The sequence below is a fragment of the Actinoplanes sp. NPDC004185 genome, assembly GCF_053603475.1.
On sequence record NZ_JBSGFR010000024.1, the window covers coordinates 104,932 to 121,525 of the forward strand.

The following is a 16,594-nucleotide window of genomic DNA, read 5'->3' on the forward strand; positions in this document are numbered from 1 at the left end:
CCACATCACGCCATGTCCGCTCTGCGGCAGGCGCACGTAACACGACGGTGAATGTCCGGACTCCATGATGCGTGCAGCGAATCACGCTGCGAAGGAGTCCCCATGCTGAGTCGTCTGCTCGTCGGCGTCCTGATCGGAGCCACGGCGATACCCGGCCCCGCGGCGGCCGCCCCGGCCGCACCGGCACCGGCCCGGGCCGAGCCCGGCGCCGTGACCATCACCCTGATCACCGGCGACACGGTCGCACTCACCAAGGCCGGCCGGCGGTACGCGGCCACGGTCCGCCCCGCCCCCGGCCGCGAGGGCATCACGTTCCACACCCTGGAGACCGACGGTGGCCTGCGGGTGCTGCCGGCCGACGCGATCCCGCTGGTCGACGCGGGCCGCCTCGACGCCGAGCTGTTCGACGTCGAGCACCTGGTGGCCCAGGGCTACGGCGACGCGGCCTCGCCGACCCTGCCGCTGATCGTCCAGGGTGGCGGTGCTGCCTTCCGTACCGCCGACGCGCGCGCCCTGACCAGCATCGACGCGACCGCGATCAAGCCGGCCAAGGACAGCCTGGCCGCGTTCTGGAAAGCGCAGAACGCGGCCGTCCGGACCGCGGGGGAGACCCACATCTGGCTGGACGGCAAGGTCAAGCCGGTGCTCGACCGCAGCACCGCGCAGATCGGCGCCCCCACCGCCTGGCAGGCCGGGCTCGACGGTCGCGGCGTCAAGGTCGCCGTGCTCGACACCGGCGTCGACGCCGGCCACCCCGATCTGGCCGGCCGGATCGCCGAGGCGCGCAACTTCAGCGCGAGCGAGGACACCGTCGACCGCTTCGGCCACGGCACCCACGTCGCGGCCACGGTGGCCGGCAGCGGCGCGGCTTCCGGCGGCAGCCGCAAGGGTGTCGCGTACGGCGCCCAGCTGCTGATCGGCAAGGTGCTCGACGACAGCGGCTCCGGCTACGAGTCGGAGATCATCCAGGGCATGCAGTGGGCCGTGGCGCAGGGGGCCAAGGTCGTCAACCTGAGCCTGGGCGGCTCGGCCACCGACGGCACCGACCCGATGAGCGTCGCGGTCGACGAGATCAGCGCGGCCAGCGGGGCCTTGTTCGTCATCGCGGCGGGCAACGAGGGCGCGGACTCCACGGTCGGCACGCCCGGAGCCGCCCCCAGCGCGCTCACGGTCGGCGCGGTCGACCGGGCCGACCAGCTCGCCGACTTCTCCAGCCGCGGCCCACGCCTCGGTGACCTCGGCCTCAAGCCGGAGATCACCGCACCGGGCGTCGCCATCGTGGCGGCCCGCGCGGCCGGCACCACCATGGGCGACCCGGTCGACGCGAGTTACACCGCGGCCTCCGGCACGTCGATGGCGACGCCGCACGTCGCCGGCTCGGCGGCGCTGCTGGCCCAGCAGCACCCGGACTGGACCGGCGCGAGGATCAAGGAAGCGCTGGTCAGCACGGCGAGAACCGCCGCCGGCCAGTCCGTGTACGCCCAGGGCGCCGGCCGCGTCGACCTCACCCGGGCCACCACCCAGCCGGTGACCGGCACCGGCGTCGCCGACTTCGGACTGCACGCGGTCGGCGAGACGCCGAGCATCGCCACCAGGACGGTGACCTACACGAACGTGGGCAGCACGCCGGTGACCCTGGCCCTGGCCGCGCCGGCCGGCTTCACCACGGACAAGCCCAGCGTCACCGTGCCGGCCGCCGGCACCGCGTCCGTCGTGCTCAGCGTCGACTTCGCCCAGCGGGACCAGGGCCAGTTCAGCGGCTGGCTCAAGGCCACCGCTACCGGCACGGTAGTCACCACCGCGATCGGCGCGACCCTGGACGGCCCCCGGCACACCGTCACGGTCAAGGCCGTCGACCGCAGCGGTACGCCCGCAGCAGTGCCCGCCCTGACCATCCACGGCGACGACAGCCGCTTCGACGTGCTCGGCTGGTTCGGCACCGAAGGCCGTACCTGGGAAGTGCAGGAGGGGACGTACCTGCTGGACGCGCTGCTCGAGGACGGTGCGCCGCTCGACGAGCAGGCCACCTACGTGAGCATCCCGGAGCTGCGGGTCGACCGGGACATCGAGGTGCTGATCGACGCCCGCAAGGGCACGCCGATCCGGGTCGAGACGCCCAAGCCGGCCGAGCAGCAGGCGGTGCTCAGCTACTACGTGCACCGGGTCACCGGCACGGGCCGCGGCATCGCCCACGGCGTCATGCACTTCAGCAACGTCGAGCAGGTCAACGTCGTGCCGACGCGGAAGGTGGCCACGGGCAGTTTCGAGTTCTCGTCGCGGTGGCAGCTCGTGGCGCCGATGGTGCAGACCAGGGTGCCCGGCGTCAGCGGTCCGCTCGACCTCAACCTGTTCGGCAACTCACCGGCCTACGCCGGCACCAAGCGGTTCCCGTTGACCACGTGGGGCGCGGGCTCCGTACGCGGAAAAGCAGTGCTGATCCCGGCGACCGACCGGGACGAGCTGGACCAGATCGACGCGGCGGCGCGAGCCGGCGCGGCGGCCGCCCTGCTGGTCCGGCCGGCCGGCCGTTCCGCGTGGACGGTGTTCGCGCCGGACGCCGAACAGCTGCCGGTGACGTCGCTGGCCGTGGCGTACGACGACGGGCAGAAGCTGCTCGCCCGGGCCGCCCGTCCGGGCGCGGCGATCGACCTGACCCTGACCCGGTCGAGTCCGTACCTCTACGACGTCTTCCAGGTGTCCGAGGACCGCATCCCGGAGCGCGTCGTGCACCGGGTGACCGCCGCCAACAGCCGGCGGATCAGCACGACCTACGCCGACAACGGCGGTTTCGACTGGGTGAAGGAGCAGCGGTTCGGATGGCGCCCCTGGCAGACGTATTCGTGGAACGACACCTCCCGCGTGGTGCACACCCCGTCGATCCGGGAGGAGTGGGTGTCGGCCGGCGACTCGGTGTGGCAGCACCGGGTGCACAGCCTCTACCCGTGGAGCAGCTTCGGGCCGTTGCAGGGTGGCTTCACCGAGCTGCCGCGGAGCTACAGCGCGGGCCAGGAGGCGGAGAGCTGGGCCGCCCCGGTGGTACGGCCCGCGGCACCGGCCGGCATCGCGTCGACCCGCGTCGGTGACGTGCTGAAACTGCGCGTCGCGGAGTTCGTGGACAGCGACGGTCACTACGAGGCCGAGGCGCTCGACCCGGTCGCGGCCACCCTGTGGCGCGACGGCAAGCTGCTCGCCGAGCTGCCGAACGCCTGGCAGAACGTGGCCACGACCAAGGGGACGGCGGCGTACAAGCTGCGCCTGACCACGCAACGCGGCGGTGCGGACTGGCTGTACGGCACGCGTACCGAGACCGAGTGAACGTTCCGTTCCGGGGCCGACGGCACCCTGCCCCTGCTGCACGTCGGCTACGACGCGCCGCGGACGACGCGGGCGCACCTGGTGAAGCTGGACTTCTCGGCCAAGGTGACCGGTCTGAAGGTCGAGGTGTCGGCCGACGACGGCGTCACGTTCCAGCGGGCGGTGACCGTCGGCACCACGGCGCTGATCCCGGGCGGGCGTACGCCGGTCTCGTTGCGGGTGACCGCCAAGGACAGGGCCGGCAACACCGTGACGCAGACGGTGGTCCGCGCCTACCCGCGCGGCTGACCGACCGGGTCCGCCGGGGCTGCCAGCCAGCCCCGGCGGGCCGCCTGGAACGCCAGGCCGGTGCGGGTGTCCACCCCGGCCAGCGCCATGAGCCGGTCCAGCCGGCGCTGCACGGTGCGCTTGCTGACCCCGAGATGGGTGGCGATCGACTTGTCCGGCATGCCGGAGACGAACAGCGACAACAGCAGCACCTCGGGTGCCGGCAGGTCCCCGCGCGGGGCGTCGGCGAGCACCGGAGTGGCCCGCTCCCAGTAGCTCTCGAACAGCGCCACCAGCGCGTCGAGCAGCTCACTGGAGCGGATCAGGGCGGCGGTGGGCTCGCCGACCCCGCGCGACTCGTCCGGCACCAGCGGGCAGATGGCCAGGGACCGGTCGGCGATCGCCAGCCGTACGGGCAGAGCGGGCAACGTCCGCGCCTCCTCACCCGCCCTGACCGACTCGACGATGCTGGCCAGCTCGCCGGGCTTCTCCAGCAGCTCCCGCTCGTAGATGGCGCGGTACTTCACGCCGCGGGCCAGCGCCGAGCCCTCCTCCTCGTTCTCGGGTCCCTGCATGGCGATCGGGTTGGCCCGGCAGAACCAGAGGATCTCCTCCCGGGCGGTGTCCTGCATCTCGAACAGCCGCCGCCGCAACGCCTGCGCGCCGACGACGATCTCGACCAGATGCTCCGCGCTGCGCCGCCGGTTGCTGCTGCGGTAGTCCTCACTGAGGGCCGCGACGACCTGCCGCGCCGACTCCAGCGACTGTTGCTGACGCAGCAGCGTGTCACCCAGCGCGACGTCCGGTGGCAGAGCGTGGAAGGTCGGGCCGGGGGTGACGAGTCCCTTGGCGCGCAAAGACTCCAGCACGTCGGCGGCCTGCCGCGCGGACGTGCCGGCGAGCCGCGCCAGCTCGTCCGGGCCGGCGCCGGCCAGCCGCACCAGCAAGCGGTAAGCCTCCTGCTCAGCGGTGGTGAGCAGCTCGGGGTCGGGATGCATGCGGCCACTCTACGAGCGGTCGGCAGCAACAGACGGGCCCGGACCGGTCGGCTCCGGGCCCGTCCCTCGGTGCTCACGCCGCCGGCTGGTAGCCCGCCGGACGGGTCGTGCACGTGCCGCGTCCCCGGGTCCGGCTGCGCAACTGCGTCACGTAGCCGAACAGCTCAGCCAGCGGCACCACGGCGGTCACGGCCGGACCGGTCGAGCCGGTCACCTGGCCACGCCGGGCGGCGAGGTCGCCGAGGACCGCGCCCAGGGTCTCCTCGGGTGCGGAGACCGTGACCTCCGCGACCGGTTCGAGCAGCGTCATCGTCGCCGCCCGCAGCGCCTCCCGCAGACCCAGCCGGCCCGCCGTACGGAAGGCCTGCTCCGAGGAGTCCTTCGGGTGGGTCGCGCCGTCGGTGAGGGTGACCCGTACCCCGACGACGCGGTGCCCGCCCAGCGGACCCGACGCGAGAGCGTCCCGGCAGCCGGCCTCGACCGCCCGCACGTACTCGCGCGGCACCCGCCCGCCGGTGACCGTGGACCGGAACTCGAAGCCGTCGCCGGCCAGCGGCCCGACGTCGAGCACGACGTGGGCGAACTGGCCCGCGCCGCCGTCCTGCTTGACGTGCCGGTAGAGCAGCCCGGACACCCCGCGCAGGACGGTTTCCCGGTAGGCCACCTGCGGCCGTCCCACGCTCACGGCCAGGCCGTTGACCCGCCGCAGCTTCTCCACGGCCACCTCCAGATGCAACTCGCCCAGGCCGGACAGCACGGTCTGCCCGGTCTCGGGATCGGTTCGCAGGGCCAGCGACGGATCCTCCTCGATCAGCGTGGCCAGGGCGACAGCCAGCCGCTGCGTGTCGGCCGACCGTTTCGCCTCGACCGCTACGGACACCACCGGTTCGGCGGTGGCCGGCGCTTCGAGCAGCACCGGAGCGGCCCGGGTGCACAGCGTCGTCCCGGTCCGCGCCGCCTTGACGCCGACCACGGCGACGATGTCACCGGCCACCGCCCGGTCCACCTCGGTGTGCCGGTCGGCCTGGACGCGCAGGATCCGGGCGACCCGTTCGGCCCGGCCCGCCCCCGCGTCCCACACGACGTTCCCCTTGCTCAGCGTGCCCTCGTAGATCCGCAGGTAGGTGAGCCGACCGGTGGCCGCGGTGTGCACCTTGAACACCAGTGCTGCCAGGGAGTCGGCCGCGTCACCGGCCGGCGCCGGGAGGTAGTCCACCACCGCGTCCAGCAAAGGTTCGACACCCCGGTCCCGGTACGCCGCACCGCACAGCACGACGACCGCGGCCCCGGAGAGCGTCAGCTCCCGCAGCGCCCGGCGCAGCGTGTCCTGCGACACGGCCCCCAGTTCCTCCAGCACGTCCGGGTGCAGCTCGGCGACGGCCTCCTCCAACCGTTGCCGGGCCGCCCGCATCGCCGGCTCCGTCGCCGGTCCCTCGGTCAGCACCCCGTCGGCCCAGGTGAGCGCGCGCATCCCGACCAGGTCGACGACACCGGTGAAATCCGCCTCGCGCCCGATCGGCACCTGCACCACCAGCGGGGTCACCCCGAGCCGGTCCCGGATCGAGGCCACGGCCGCGTCCAGATCCGCGCCGGGACGGTCCAGCTTGTTGACGAACGCGATGCGCGGTACGCCGTACCGGTCGGCCTGGCGCCACACCGACTCGCTTTGCGGCTCCACTCCGGCGACGGCGTCGAACACCGCGACGGCGCCGTCGAGCACCCGCAAGGAGCGTTCGACCTCGTCGCTGAAGTCGACGTGCCCGGGGGTGTCGATCAGGTTGAGCCGGTGGCCGGCCCAGTCGCAGCTGACGGCGGCGGCGAAGATGGTGATGCCACGGTCACGCTCCTGCGGGTCGAAGTCGGTGACGGTCGTCCCGGTGTGCACCTCGCCCCGCTTGTAGGTGGCGCCGGTGACGTACAGGATCCGTTCGGTCAGGGTGGTCTTGCCGGCATCGACGTGGGCCAGGATGCCGAGATTGCGGACACGCATGGTGATGGTCCTTCGATCGATCCTTGTTTCGGACGGCGCCCGCCCGACCGCGAGGGACGACAGCGGTCAGGAACGTCCAGCACCGGCGGCGCAGCCGGGGCTGGGCAGGCCGGACACGAGGATCAGCTCGAAGAGCGACGAGGGAACGACGACGACGGTGCGGTAGCGCACGGCAGTCTCCCCTCGGTCACGATGTCTTGATCAGGTTAGGGGTGCGGCCCGGTCCGGGAAACCGATATACCCACCGGCCGATCATCCGATATCGACCCCGAGATAACCCTGAGCTGTCATTCTTCTGCTTGGTGTGGTCTGCGGCCAGGCCTACGCTCCGGCCCATCGGATGACACGGGGGGTTCCGAGATGGCCGGGCTGGTGTGCGGACGCTGGAGCAAGTGGGTGGTGCTCGGCCTCTGGGTCGTGGTGCTCATGATCGCGGCGCCGATGGCGGGCAAGCTGACCGACGTCCAGAAGAACGACAACGCTGCCTGGCTGCCCGGCGGGGCGGAGGCCACCCAGGTCTCCGAGCTGCAGGGCACCTTCCAGGCCGACGACATCGCACCGGCCGTCATCGTCTACGAGCGGGCCGCCGGTATCACTCCGGCCGACACCGCCAAGGCCACTCAGGACGCGGCCGCGATGGGCCGGGTCGCCGGGGTCACCGGTGACGTCGCCGGGCCCGTGCCGGCCAAGGACGGTCAGGCGCTGCAGATCATCGTGCCGATCAAGGTGGACGCGGACGGCTGGGACAAGATCGTCGACACGGTCGACCAGCTGAAGGCCACCACCGGCGCCGGGAGCGGCGGGCTCAGCATCCAGTACGCCGGGCCGGCCGCCACCGCCGCGGACAGCGCCGAGGCGTTCGAGGGCATCGACGGCACCCTGCTCTACACGACGCTGGCGATCGTGGCGATCATCCTGCTGATCACGTACCGCAGTCCGGTGCTCTGGCTGTTGCCCATCATCTCCGCCGGGGTGGCGCTGACCACCTCGCAGGCGGTGATCTACCTGCTGGCCAAGCACGCCGGACTGGTGGTGAACGCGCAGAGCGCGGGCATCCTGACGGTGCTCGTCTTCGGCGCGGGCACCGACTACGCGCTGCTGCTGGTCGCCCGCTACCGCGAGGAACTACGCCGGCACGACGACCGGCACGAGGCGATGGCGCTCGCGTTGCACCGGGCCGGGCCGGCCATCATCGCCAGCGCCGCCACCGTGGCCGTGGGCATGTCCTGCCTGACGCTGGCCGAGGTCAACTCAACCAGCGGCCTGGGCCCGGTCTCGGCGCTCGGCATCGTGGTCGGGCTGCTCGCCATGATCACCCTGCTGCCCGCGCTGCTGGTCATCTTCGGCCGCTGGCTGTTCTGGCCGGTGCGCCCGGCGATGGGCACAGCCGAGCCGACCGCCACCGGCATCTACGCCCGGCTCGGCACGCGGATCGCCCGCCGGCCCCGCCTGGTCTGGGTCACCACCGCGGCTGTGCTCGGCGCGATGTCGCTGGGCTTGTTGCAGCTCCAGGCCAACGGCCTGGCCCAGGCCGACCAGTTCGTCGACAAGCCGTCGTCGGTCTCCGGCGAGGAGGCGCTGGCCCGGCACTTCGCGGCCGGCCAGGGCCAGCCGGTCGTGGTGATCGGCCAGGCGGCCGCGGCCGCCCGGATCCGGTCGGCGGTCGCCGCCACACCCGGCATCAGCGCCGCCGGTGAGCCCATGGTCAAGGGTGACCTGGTGCTGATCGAGGGCCTGCTGGCCGACCCGCCGGACAGCGACGCCGCGATGGCCACCATCAAGCGGGTCCGCGCCGCCGTGCATCCCGTCGGCGACGCGCAGGTGGGTGGCATGACCGCCATGACGCTGGACATCAACGAGGCCAACGCGCACGACAACCGGCTGATCATCCCGCTGGTCCTGCTCGTGGTGCTGGTGATCCTGGGCCTGCTGCTGCGCGCGATCGTCGCCCCGCTGGTGCTGATCGCCACGGTCGTGCTGTCCTTCGGCGCGGCGCTGGGCGTGAGCGCGCTGATCTTCCGGCACGTGTTCGGCTTCGCCGGCGAGGACACGTCCTTCCCGCTGTACGTGTTCGTCTTCCTGGTCGCCCTGGGCATCGACTACAACATCTTCCTGATGACCCGGGTCCGCGAGGAGACGCACGGGCACGGTCCCCGGCGCGGCGCGCTGATCGGCCTGGCCGCCACCGGCGGGGTGATCACCTCCGCCGGGATCGTGCTGGCGGGCACCTTCGCCGCGCTCGGCAGCCTGCCGCTGGTGGCCTTCGCCGAGATCGGTTTCGCGGTCGCGTTCGGCGTGCTGCTGGACACCCTCGTCGTGCGGTCGGTGCTGGTGACCGCGCTCAACCTGGACCTGGGACGGTGGATGTGGTGGCCGGGGCGGCTGACCCGGGTCCGCGACGAGCCGGCCCCCCAGGAGCCGGAACGCGACCTCGAACCCGTGCCCTGAGCGGGTAGATTCCCTGCTCATGAGGTTTCGTGCGGAGCTGCAGGCGACCGGCGGAAACACAGCCGGCTTCCAGGTCGGCGACGAGGTGGTGGCCGCACTGGACGGCGGTGGCCGGCCCAAGGCGGTCGTGACCGTCAACGGCTTCGAGTGGCGCGGCTCGATCGCGCGGATGAGCGGCTCGTACTGGCTTGGTGTCAGCGCGGAGCGCCGGGCCGCCGCCGGGATCGCGCCCGGCGAGGTGCTCGACGTGGATGTCGTGCTGGACAAGGCCGTCCGCGAGGTGGAGGTGCCGGCGGATCTCGCGGCGGCACTCGACGCCGAGCCGGCCGCGAAGGCGTTCTGGGACGGCCTGTCCTACAGCAACCAGAGCTGGCACGTCCTGCAGGTCACCGGCGCGAAGGCGGCCGAGACGCGGGCCCGGCGGGTGGCCCGGTCGGTGGCGATGATGCTCGAGGGCCGCGCCCGCTGACCGTCACTGGCCGCCGAGGCGCTTGACGGTCGTGCCGACCAGCTTCTGCCAGTCGGCGGAGAACTGCGGATTGGCGCTCGCGTCCGACTTGCCCAGGCGGTAGATCGCGTACTGGTCGACGAGCACCACGTTGCCCCGGGCCAGCGCGGCCACGGCCACGTCGGCGGTGGCCGGGTGCGCTTTGTCGTACTGCTTCTGGCGGGTGGTGACGAAGCCGATCCAGCCGCCCTCCTCCAGCGGGGCCGTCGCGGCCGTCTCCGTGTACGCCGGTTCCTCGCGCTCCCCGGACTTAGCGGGCCGGGACACGGTGGGCGCGCAGGCGTCGGCGACCGTACGCAGCGTGGCGAGCGCGGTGGCGGCGGACACAGCATCCTCGTAGACCAGGCCCAGCTGGGTCAGGCTCTGCACGCCCTCGGTGCCCTCGTCGGAGAGCGGCGCGGTGACCAGCTGTGGTTGGCCGGGGATGCCGGCCGGGGCGGTGTCGGCGCCGCAGATGCTGACGAGCTGGTTCGGCGCCGCCGACTCCTGCGGGGCTTTCCAGGTCGGGCCCACCTCGGCCGGCTTGAGCAGAGCGTTGCGCACGGTGTCGACGGTGATCGTGCCGTCGGGGTCGGGGGAGTCGTCCGACGAGCAGCCGGCGAAGGCGGCGACGGCACACACGGCCAGGGCGGCACGGACGACTCTGGTCACAACCATCCGGCCATGATGGCAGACGTCCGGCGGTCACCCCCAGTCACCAGCACGGGGTGCCCCGGCGGTGACGCGACGTGACGAACCCGCGGGCCGGGATCGCCGATGATCCCGGCCCGCGAGCAGCTCTCAGCCAGCCCGTGACCTCAGGCCGTCGGGGGTGCCGGCGACGCTGCCGGGTCGGCCGGCGGTGCGGGCGGCGGTGCGGTCGGGTCGGTGTCGCCGAGCGGCGCCAGCAGCTCGACGCGGCCCTCGAAGGCGAACAGCAGCAGGTCGACCATCCGGAACGTGTCGGCGTCCGGGCCCAGCGTCGGGCGCCACGACGGGTCGCGCACGATCGAGATGCGGCTGCCCTCCATCGCCCGGTGGAAGACCTCCGCCACGATCCGGCCGCCGACGCCGGTGAGCCGTCCGCCGTTGAGCTCCGCCTCCCGCAGGATGTAGAACCACAGCGGCGTCCGGGCGGCGAACGCGTTCCGCTCGTCGTCGCTGAGCGTGGTGAGCACCGCGCCGGCGTCCGTACCCCCGATGATCTGCTCCGCGGTGAGCGGGGTGACGCCGAGGAACTCCGCCGCCTGCTGGCCGCTGGCCAGCTCGACCATGTTCGCCCGGACCAGGTTGCGGAACGCCAGGTTCAGCTGGATCGCCGGCGGGCTGGTGCCGTTGCCCCCGAACGTGCCCTTCGGCATACCGGCCAGCGGGTTGACCAGCAGCGTGTCGATGCGCTGGGCGATGTTGATGCCGGCCGGCGGGGCCAGGTCGGGGCGGGAGGCCTCCGCGGCGAAGTCGTACATCCGCCGCCAGTCGACCGCCCAGTTGGTCGGGAGCCGTTCGAAGAGCCCCGACTCCTGGTCGTTGACGTCCGGGTTGGCCGGGTCGAAGTTGCCGCTGGTGCCGCTGAAGGTGAACAGCAGCTTCAGGCTGCCCCGGGTGCCGGAGAAGATCCGGTTCCAGTCGTACGCGGCCCGCACCATGCTGTGCCCGAGCCGGTACGCGGCCACCGAGAACTCGATCGGCATGGTCGGGGTGTCGCCGGCCTTGGCGTGCCGCTGGTGACCGTTGGTGTGGCCGTCGCCGGGCACCTCGAAGAACCGGCGGCCGGTGGTGAACACGTCCTCGACGATCTCCCGGTCGACGATGCGCGGCAGGAAGTCGGTGCGCAGCATCCACTGGTAGTGCCGGACGACGGTTTCCCGGGCCCGCTCGAACAGGATCGCGCTGGGCACGCCGTTGTCGGCGAGGTGGTCGACGACCCGGTTGTGGAAGCGCATGAACGCCAGGTGGGTCTGCGCCACGATCAGGTTCTCGTCGTTGCGGTGGTCCGGGATCAGCGCCCGCTGCCGCTCCGCCTTGGTCGAGCCCTGGGTGACCCGCGGCAGGTCGTAGCCGTTGAGGTTGACATTGGTGGCACCGGTGCCGATCGCCGCGGTGATGCCGACGCGCAGCTTGAGCTTGTCCGGGGCGTAGAAGCGGTCGTCGTCGCGGTCGCCGGGGCCGCGGCCGTACACCGAGTCCAGGTCCAGGGCCGGCGACCGGCCCTGCAGCAGCTCGTTGACGGTGACGTGCTCGCCGAGCGCCCGGGCCGTGTTGTCCAGGGTCAGGTCGTGGTCGACGAACTGGCCCAGGTAGGTGAAGCCGGCCGGAACCGGCGGGTCCGCCGACACCGGCTGCACGGCCGGCGCGGTGGGTGCCACGGTCATCGCAGTGGCGACCTTCTCCAGGATGGCCGCGTCGACGGTCGTGCCCTTGGGCAGCAGCCGGGAGAACCGGAACTTGCGCAGGGACGCCTCTGTGGACGGCCGTTCACACACCCCGTTCTTGCCGTCCGTGGTCAGGATTCCCTCGCCGACGACGTAGTAGTTCTCGCGCATGTGACGTTTCACGAGTGCGCACACCTTTCGCCCGAGTGAGTCGCCGCCCGTCCGGGGAGGGACGGGCGGCGAGGACACGTCCCCCTCGGCCGCATCCGTAGGATGCAGAGCTGCCGGCGGGTGCCCCTGATACCCAGGACGTCGCGGTGTCGGGTAGCTGTCAGCGGTGCCGCAGCGCGGTCAGGAACCAGCCGAGCACCGGGCCGAGACGCTCCGGGGCCGGCCAGCCGTTGACCACCGACAGCAGCTCCAGGTAGCGCTCCCGGCGCGGGTCCCGGGCCGCCTCCAGCTGAGCCTCGAGCCGCTCGCGCACCGGATGACGGGTCAGCACCGCGGTCACCACCCGCCCGGCCGACGGCGATGCCGGGTCGACGCCGGCCGCCAGCGCCGGTCCGGCCTCGTCGCGGACCAGCGCGACCGGGTCCCGGCGCGGCAGCCCCGGATCGCGGTCGGCGGCGTGCCGCTCGGCCAGCTGCCGCATGAGGTCCCGGAACGCCGGCTCCCGGGCCAGCCCGGCCAGCTCGATCCAGGCCTCCAGCTGTGCGGGCTCCGGGTCCTTGGGCAGCTCCGGGGTCAGCGAGCGGGCGATGCCGGCGAAGCCGTCCAGCCCACCGAAGACCTGTTCCAGGAAGCCGTCGATCAGGGCGCGGCGTTCGCGCTCGCCGAGCCCGGCCAGTTCGCGCATGTGCTGGACCTCCTGGGGGGTGGACCCGTACCGGGCGGCGGCCGACAGCACCGCGCGGCGCAGTCGCAGGGTGCGGATCTGGATGTCGAGAGCGTCGGTGTGGGCGGCCGCCACCTCGGCCAGGGTGGCCTCGCGGTCCACGACCCGGCGGATGGTGGCCAGGTCGAGCCCCAGCTCGCGCAGGGTGCGGACCAGTTCGAGGCGGGCCACCGCGGTGCCGTCGTAGCGGCGGTGACCGGCCACGCTGCGGCCGGCCGGCGGCACGATCCCGCGATCGGCGTAGAACCGGACGGTCTTGACCGTCAGGCCGGTCCGGCGGGCCAGCTCACCGATCGACAGGAATGTCATGGCCCCCACTCTGCGACCTCCCCCGGTGGGAGATGCAAGGGCTCAGCGGCGGGTCGCGGTCCGGACCAGGCCGGCCAGGGCCCGGGAACGGCTGTGCGGCGGCCAGGCGAGCACCGTCGTCACGGCCGGCGCGTCGGGCACCGGGACGACGACGAGGCCGGGGTTCAGCTGGGCCCGGCTCGACTCCGGCAGCACCGCCGAGGCCCGGCCCAGGGCGATCAGCTGGTAGAGCTGGGCGGTGTCGCGTACCTGGGGGCCCGGTCCGTCCGGGTAGGTGCCGTCGGGGCGGGGCCGGCGGGGCTCCGGCAGGCCGGGCAGCGCGGTGACCTCGGCCAGCCGCACCTCGGAGCGGGTGCTCAGCGGATGCCCGGCCGGCAGGACCACGACCTGGCCCTCGGTGCACAGCTCCTCGGTGTCCAGCCCCGCGGTGGAGTCGAACGGCAGGTGCAGCAGGGCCACGTCGGCCCGTCCGTCGCGCAGCATCCGTTCCTGCTCGCCGATGCCGCACAGCAGCACGTCGACCGGCACCGCACCGGGCTCGGCGGCGTACGCGTCGAGCAACTTGGCCAGCAGCTCGCTGGACGCCCCGGCCTTCGTGACCAGCACCAGGCCGGGGTCGCCGCTCCCGGACAGAGCAGCCCGGCGGGTACGGCGGTCCGCCGCATCAACCGCATCGAGGGCGGCCCGGCCCTCGGCCAGCAGCACCGATCCCGCCTCGGTCAACGTGACGCTGCGGCTGGTGCGTTCCAGCAGCGGCACCCCGAGCCGTCGTTCGAGCTGCGCGACCGCCCGGGACAACGGCGGCTGGGCGATTCCGAGCCGTTTCGCGGCCCGCCCGAAGTGCAGCTCCTCGGCGACGGCGACGAAGTACCGCAGCTCCCGCGTCTCCATCCCCGCACGGTACCCGGAATCGATACCCGCGCGGTATCGATGGCTCCTCGAACGGTGTTGGTGGCCGACCGGGGCGCGGACACGATTCCAGGCATGACGGAGACGACGATCGCGCTGGTGACCGGCGCGAACAAGGGAATCGGGTACGAGATCGCGGCCGGCCTGGGCGCGCTGGGCTGGAGCGTCGGTGTGGGCGCCCGCGACGACCAGCGCCGGGAAGCCGCGGTGGAGAAGCTGCGGGCGGCCGGCGTCGACGCTTTCGGCGTACCGCTGGATGTGACCGACGACGCGAGCGTGACGGCCGCTGCCGAGCTGATCGAGCAGCGCGCCGGGCGCCTCGACGTCCTGGTCAACAACGCCGGGATCACCGGGGGGCGGCCGCAGGAGCCGAGCAGTGTGGATCTCGAGATCATCCGGACGGTCGTGGAGACCAACGTGATCGGCGTCGTCCGGGTCACCAACGCCATGCTGCCGCTGCTGCGCCGCTCGACCGCGGCCCGGATCGTGAACATGTCCAGCAGTGTCGGCTCGCTCACCCGGCAGTCCGGTCCGGCCGACGACCTCACGACGGGTCCGGTGGCCGTCGCCTACTCACCGTCGAAGACGTTCCTCAACGGCATCACCGTCCAGTACGCCCGGGAGCTGCGCGGCACGAACATCCTGATCAACGCCGCCTGCCCCGGCTTCGTGGCCACCGACCTCAACGGGTTCCGCGGGCTGCGTACCCCCGAGCAGGGCGCGGCCACCGCGATCCGGCTGGCGACGCTGCCCGACGACGGCCCGACCGGCGGATTCTTCGAGGATGCCGGAGTGGTGCCCTGGTGACCGGCGTCAGTTAGCGACGACCCGGTTGCGGCCCTGGTGCTTGGCGGCGTAGAGGCGCTCGTCGGCCAGGGCCTGGGCGGCCGACAGGTCGCCGCCGGCCGGCACCACCGCGACGCCGAAGCTGATTGTCACGGACAGCCCGGGCTGCAGCAGCTCCCACGGGTAACCGGCCACCTGCGCCCGGAGCAGCTCGCAGCGGACCTGCGCGTCCGGCAGGCTCAGCCCGTCCAGCGCGATCAGGAACTCCTCGCCGCCGAACCGGGCGACCAGGTCGTTGTCGCGGACGTTGTCCCGCAGCACCGCGGCGATCTGCCGCAGCACCTCGTCACCGACGAAGTGCCCGAACCGGTCGTTGACCCCCTTGAACAGGTCGACGTCGGCGATCGCGACGCACAGCGGCCCGGCCGCGGCGGCGAGCTCCGGCAGCCGCAGCTCCGCGAAGCGCCGGTTGGGCAGGCCGGTCAGCGCGTCCTCGGACGCCTGCCGCTGCCAGCTCAGGTTGGCCGCCTCCAGCTCGGCGCTGCGGACCCGGTGCAGCTCCGCCTCGAGCCGGGCGTTGTCGGCCTCCAGCCGGGCGTTGTCGAGCTCGAAGTGGTGCACCGCCATCCGGGCCCGGGCCAGGGCGACGTGGTTGTGCGCCTCCCGTTCGAGAGCGTGGAACGAGCGGTAGTGGGCCAGCGCCGCGGCCGGATCGCCGACCTGCTCGTACGCGTCCGACAGCTCCCGGTGGATCTCCATGGCCATCGGCTTCTCCCCGGCCTCGACCGCCCGCTCCAACGCCTCCAGCAGCCCCTCGACCGCGGCCGCGCACTCGCCGCGCATCAGCCGTACGTGGGCCTGGTGCTGCAGAGCGGCCGACTCCAGCGACCGGTAGCCGTGGATGACGGCGATGGCCCGGGAGTCCTCGATCATCCGGGCCGCCCCGGCGAAGTCCCCGGCCAGGGCCAGCAGCATCCCGTAGTTGTCCAGGCAGATCGCCTCCCGGAACGGGTGCCGGGCGGCCCGGGCCAGCCCGAGCGCCTCGTCGACGTGACCGAGCGCGCCGCGCAGCGTCTGCTCGGCCCCGTCCGGGTCGCCGGCGCCCCGCAGCCGGTTGACCTCATGGACGGCGTTGTCGCCGACGTTGTTGAGGATGCAGAACCGGGCCTCGGCGTCCATCCCGTCGGCCATGGTGAGCGCGCGCATGAGGTACTCGGTGCTCAGGTGCCGGTTCCCCATGCTGCCGTGCACGACGCCGGTCCGGTTGTGCACCCAGTAGAGCAGCTCCCGGTCGCCGAGCCGCTGGGCGATGTCGCGGCCGCGGGCCAGCACGTCGAGCGCCTCGTCGTGCATGCCGAGGTCGTTGAGCGGCAGCGCCTGCAGGGTCAGCACCTCGCAGATGCCGGCTTCGTCGCCGGTGGCCTCCAGCACCGCGACCGCTTCGCGGCAGGCGGTGACCGCGTCCTCCTGCTCACCCAGGCGCAGCAGCTGGGTGGCCAGCGAGTGCAGCGCTCGGGCCTGACCGGCGGGATCGCCCGATGCCTCGGCCAGCCGCGCGGCCTGCCGGGCCACCTCGGAACCGCTGCGGTAGTCACCGGCGAGCCGGTACTCCTCGGCCGTGCCGAGCAGGACGGCGACCTGGACGACCGCGGGCCCGGCCGGGCGTTGCTCCACGAGACTCGTACCGGTCATGCCGCGCCTCCTCCCGGGTCCGTGGCCACGGAGACCTCATCGCCGCGCCGGGGCCCGGCTTGAGCGATTCGGTCCACCGATCTGCCGCGGCACGCCTCGGCACGTTTCCGGGATTACTGCCGATCA

The 16,594-nt window shown here is 72.9% G+C and carries 12 protein-coding genes; 5 read left to right on the forward strand and 7 right to left on the reverse strand.

The features are described 5' to 3' along the window. Nucleotides 1-102: 102 nt before the first annotated feature. Together ACWEOZ_RS24545 and ACWEOZ_RS24550 are read left to right on the forward strand one after the other, a co-directional pair. Nucleotides 103-3,315, forward strand: coding sequence for a S8 family serine peptidase (locus ACWEOZ_RS24545; RefSeq protein ID WP_451913011.1), 3,213 nt, complete (start codon nucleotides 103-105; stop codon nucleotides 3,313-3,315). A gap of 81 nt (nucleotides 3,316-3,396) precedes the next feature. Then, nucleotides 3,397-3,603 carry a hypothetical protein gene (locus ACWEOZ_RS24550; protein WP_451913012.1) on the forward strand — a complete coding sequence of 69 codons (207 nt, stop codon included), beginning with the start codon at nucleotides 3,397-3,399 and terminating at the stop codon, nucleotides 3,601-3,603. On the opposite strand, the gene ACWEOZ_RS24555 is transcribed toward ACWEOZ_RS24550, so the two are convergent. Beyond that, nucleotides 3,588-4,580 (reverse strand): TrmB family transcriptional regulator, encoded by a 993-nt coding sequence (locus ACWEOZ_RS24555; RefSeq protein ID WP_451913013.1) that lies wholly within the window; start codon nucleotides 4,578-4,580, stop codon nucleotides 3,588-3,590. The genes ACWEOZ_RS24550 and ACWEOZ_RS24555 overlap by 16 nt on opposite strands. Nucleotides 4,581-4,653: 73 nt before the next feature. Beyond that, the gene (fusA, locus tag ACWEOZ_RS24560; protein ID WP_451913054.1) at nucleotides 4,654-6,633 is read right to left on the reverse strand and encodes an elongation factor G; all 1,980 of its coding nucleotides are present in this window, start codon (nucleotides 6,631-6,633) and stop codon (nucleotides 4,654-4,656) included. A gap of 297 nt (nucleotides 6,634-6,930) precedes the next feature. Here fusA and ACWEOZ_RS24565 point away from each other — a divergent pair, with 297 nt between their 5' ends. Together ACWEOZ_RS24565 and ACWEOZ_RS24570 are read left to right on the forward strand one after the other, a co-directional pair. Continuing rightward, the gene (locus ACWEOZ_RS24565) at nucleotides 6,931-9,018 is read left to right on the forward strand and encodes an MMPL family transporter (RefSeq protein ID WP_451913014.1); all 2,088 of its coding nucleotides are present in this window, start codon (nucleotides 6,931-6,933) and stop codon (nucleotides 9,016-9,018) included. Nucleotides 9,019-9,037: 19 nt separating this feature from the next. Next, a complete protein-coding gene (locus ACWEOZ_RS24570) occupies nucleotides 9,038-9,487 on the forward strand; it encodes a YdeI/OmpD-associated family protein (RefSeq protein ID WP_451913015.1) in 450 nt (149 codons plus the stop codon). Nucleotides 9,488-9,490: 3 nt separating this feature from the next. Here ACWEOZ_RS24570 and ACWEOZ_RS24575 read toward each other — a convergent pair whose 3' ends face one another. The 4 genes from ACWEOZ_RS24575 to ACWEOZ_RS24590 form a co-directional block, all read right to left on the reverse strand. Then, nucleotides 9,491-10,183 (reverse strand): hypothetical protein, encoded by a 693-nt coding sequence (locus ACWEOZ_RS24575; protein ID WP_451913016.1) that lies wholly within the window; start codon nucleotides 10,181-10,183, stop codon nucleotides 9,491-9,493. A 140-nt stretch (nucleotides 10,184-10,323) separates the two neighbouring features. Then, nucleotides 10,324-12,060, reverse strand: a complete 1,737-nt coding sequence (locus ACWEOZ_RS24580) for a peroxidase family protein (RefSeq protein WP_451913017.1) — start codon at nucleotides 12,058-12,060, stop codon at nucleotides 10,324-10,326. Nucleotides 12,061-12,208: 148 nt separating this feature from the next. Next, nucleotides 12,209-13,081 (reverse strand): MerR family transcriptional regulator, encoded by an 873-nt coding sequence (locus ACWEOZ_RS24585; RefSeq protein ID WP_451913018.1) that lies wholly within the window; start codon nucleotides 13,079-13,081, stop codon nucleotides 12,209-12,211. A 42-nt stretch (nucleotides 13,082-13,123) separates the two neighbouring features. Beyond that, the gene (locus tag ACWEOZ_RS24590) at nucleotides 13,124-13,972 is read right to left on the reverse strand and encodes a LysR family transcriptional regulator (protein WP_451913019.1); all 849 of its coding nucleotides are present in this window, start codon (nucleotides 13,970-13,972) and stop codon (nucleotides 13,124-13,126) included. Between the two features lie 93 nt (nucleotides 13,973-14,065). Between ACWEOZ_RS24590 and ACWEOZ_RS24595 the strand changes: the two genes are divergently transcribed. Further along, nucleotides 14,066-14,797 carry an SDR family oxidoreductase gene (locus ACWEOZ_RS24595; RefSeq protein ID WP_451913020.1) on the forward strand — a complete coding sequence of 244 codons (732 nt, stop codon included), beginning with the start codon at nucleotides 14,066-14,068 and terminating at the stop codon, nucleotides 14,795-14,797. Between the two features lie 6 nt (nucleotides 14,798-14,803). Here the strand turns inward: ACWEOZ_RS24595 and ACWEOZ_RS24600 are convergent, their stop codons facing one another. Continuing rightward, entirely contained in the window at nucleotides 14,804-16,468 is a 1,665-nt protein-coding gene (locus tag ACWEOZ_RS24600) for a diguanylate cyclase (RefSeq protein ID WP_451913021.1), read from the reverse strand. Nucleotides 16,469-16,594: the final 126 nt, after the last annotated feature.

Excerpts from the sequence above, each read along its gene's own strand:
- ACWEOZ_RS24575 (WP_451913016.1), bottom strand. The coding sequence starts at position 10,183 with ATGGTTGTGACCAGAGTCGTCCGTGCCGCCCTGGCCGTGTGTGCCGTC.
- ACWEOZ_RS24555 (WP_451913013.1), bottom strand. The coding sequence starts at position 4,580 with ATGCATCCCGACCCCGAGCTGCTCACCACCGCTGAGCAGGAGGCTTAC.
- ACWEOZ_RS24600 (WP_451913021.1), bottom strand. The coding sequence starts at position 16,468 with ATGACCGGTACGAGTCTCGTGGAGCAACGCCCGGCCGGGCCCGCGGTC.
- ACWEOZ_RS24595 (WP_451913020.1), top strand. The coding sequence starts at position 14,066 with ATGACGGAGACGACGATCGCGCTGGTGACCGGCGCGAACAAGGGAATC.
- ACWEOZ_RS24570 (WP_451913015.1), top strand. The coding sequence starts at position 9,038 with ATGAGGTTTCGTGCGGAGCTGCAGGCGACCGGCGGAAACACAGCCGGC.
- ACWEOZ_RS24585 (WP_451913018.1), bottom strand. The coding sequence starts at position 13,081 with ATGACATTCCTGTCGATCGGTGAGCTGGCCCGCCGGACCGGCCTGACG.
- ACWEOZ_RS24565 (WP_451913014.1), top strand. The coding sequence starts at position 6,931 with ATGGCCGGGCTGGTGTGCGGACGCTGGAGCAAGTGGGTGGTGCTCGGC.
- ACWEOZ_RS24590 (WP_451913019.1), bottom strand. The coding sequence starts at position 13,972 with ATGGAGACGCGGGAGCTGCGGTACTTCGTCGCCGTCGCCGAGGAGCTG.
- ACWEOZ_RS24545 (WP_451913011.1), top strand. The coding sequence starts at position 103 with ATGCTGAGTCGTCTGCTCGTCGGCGTCCTGATCGGAGCCACGGCGATA.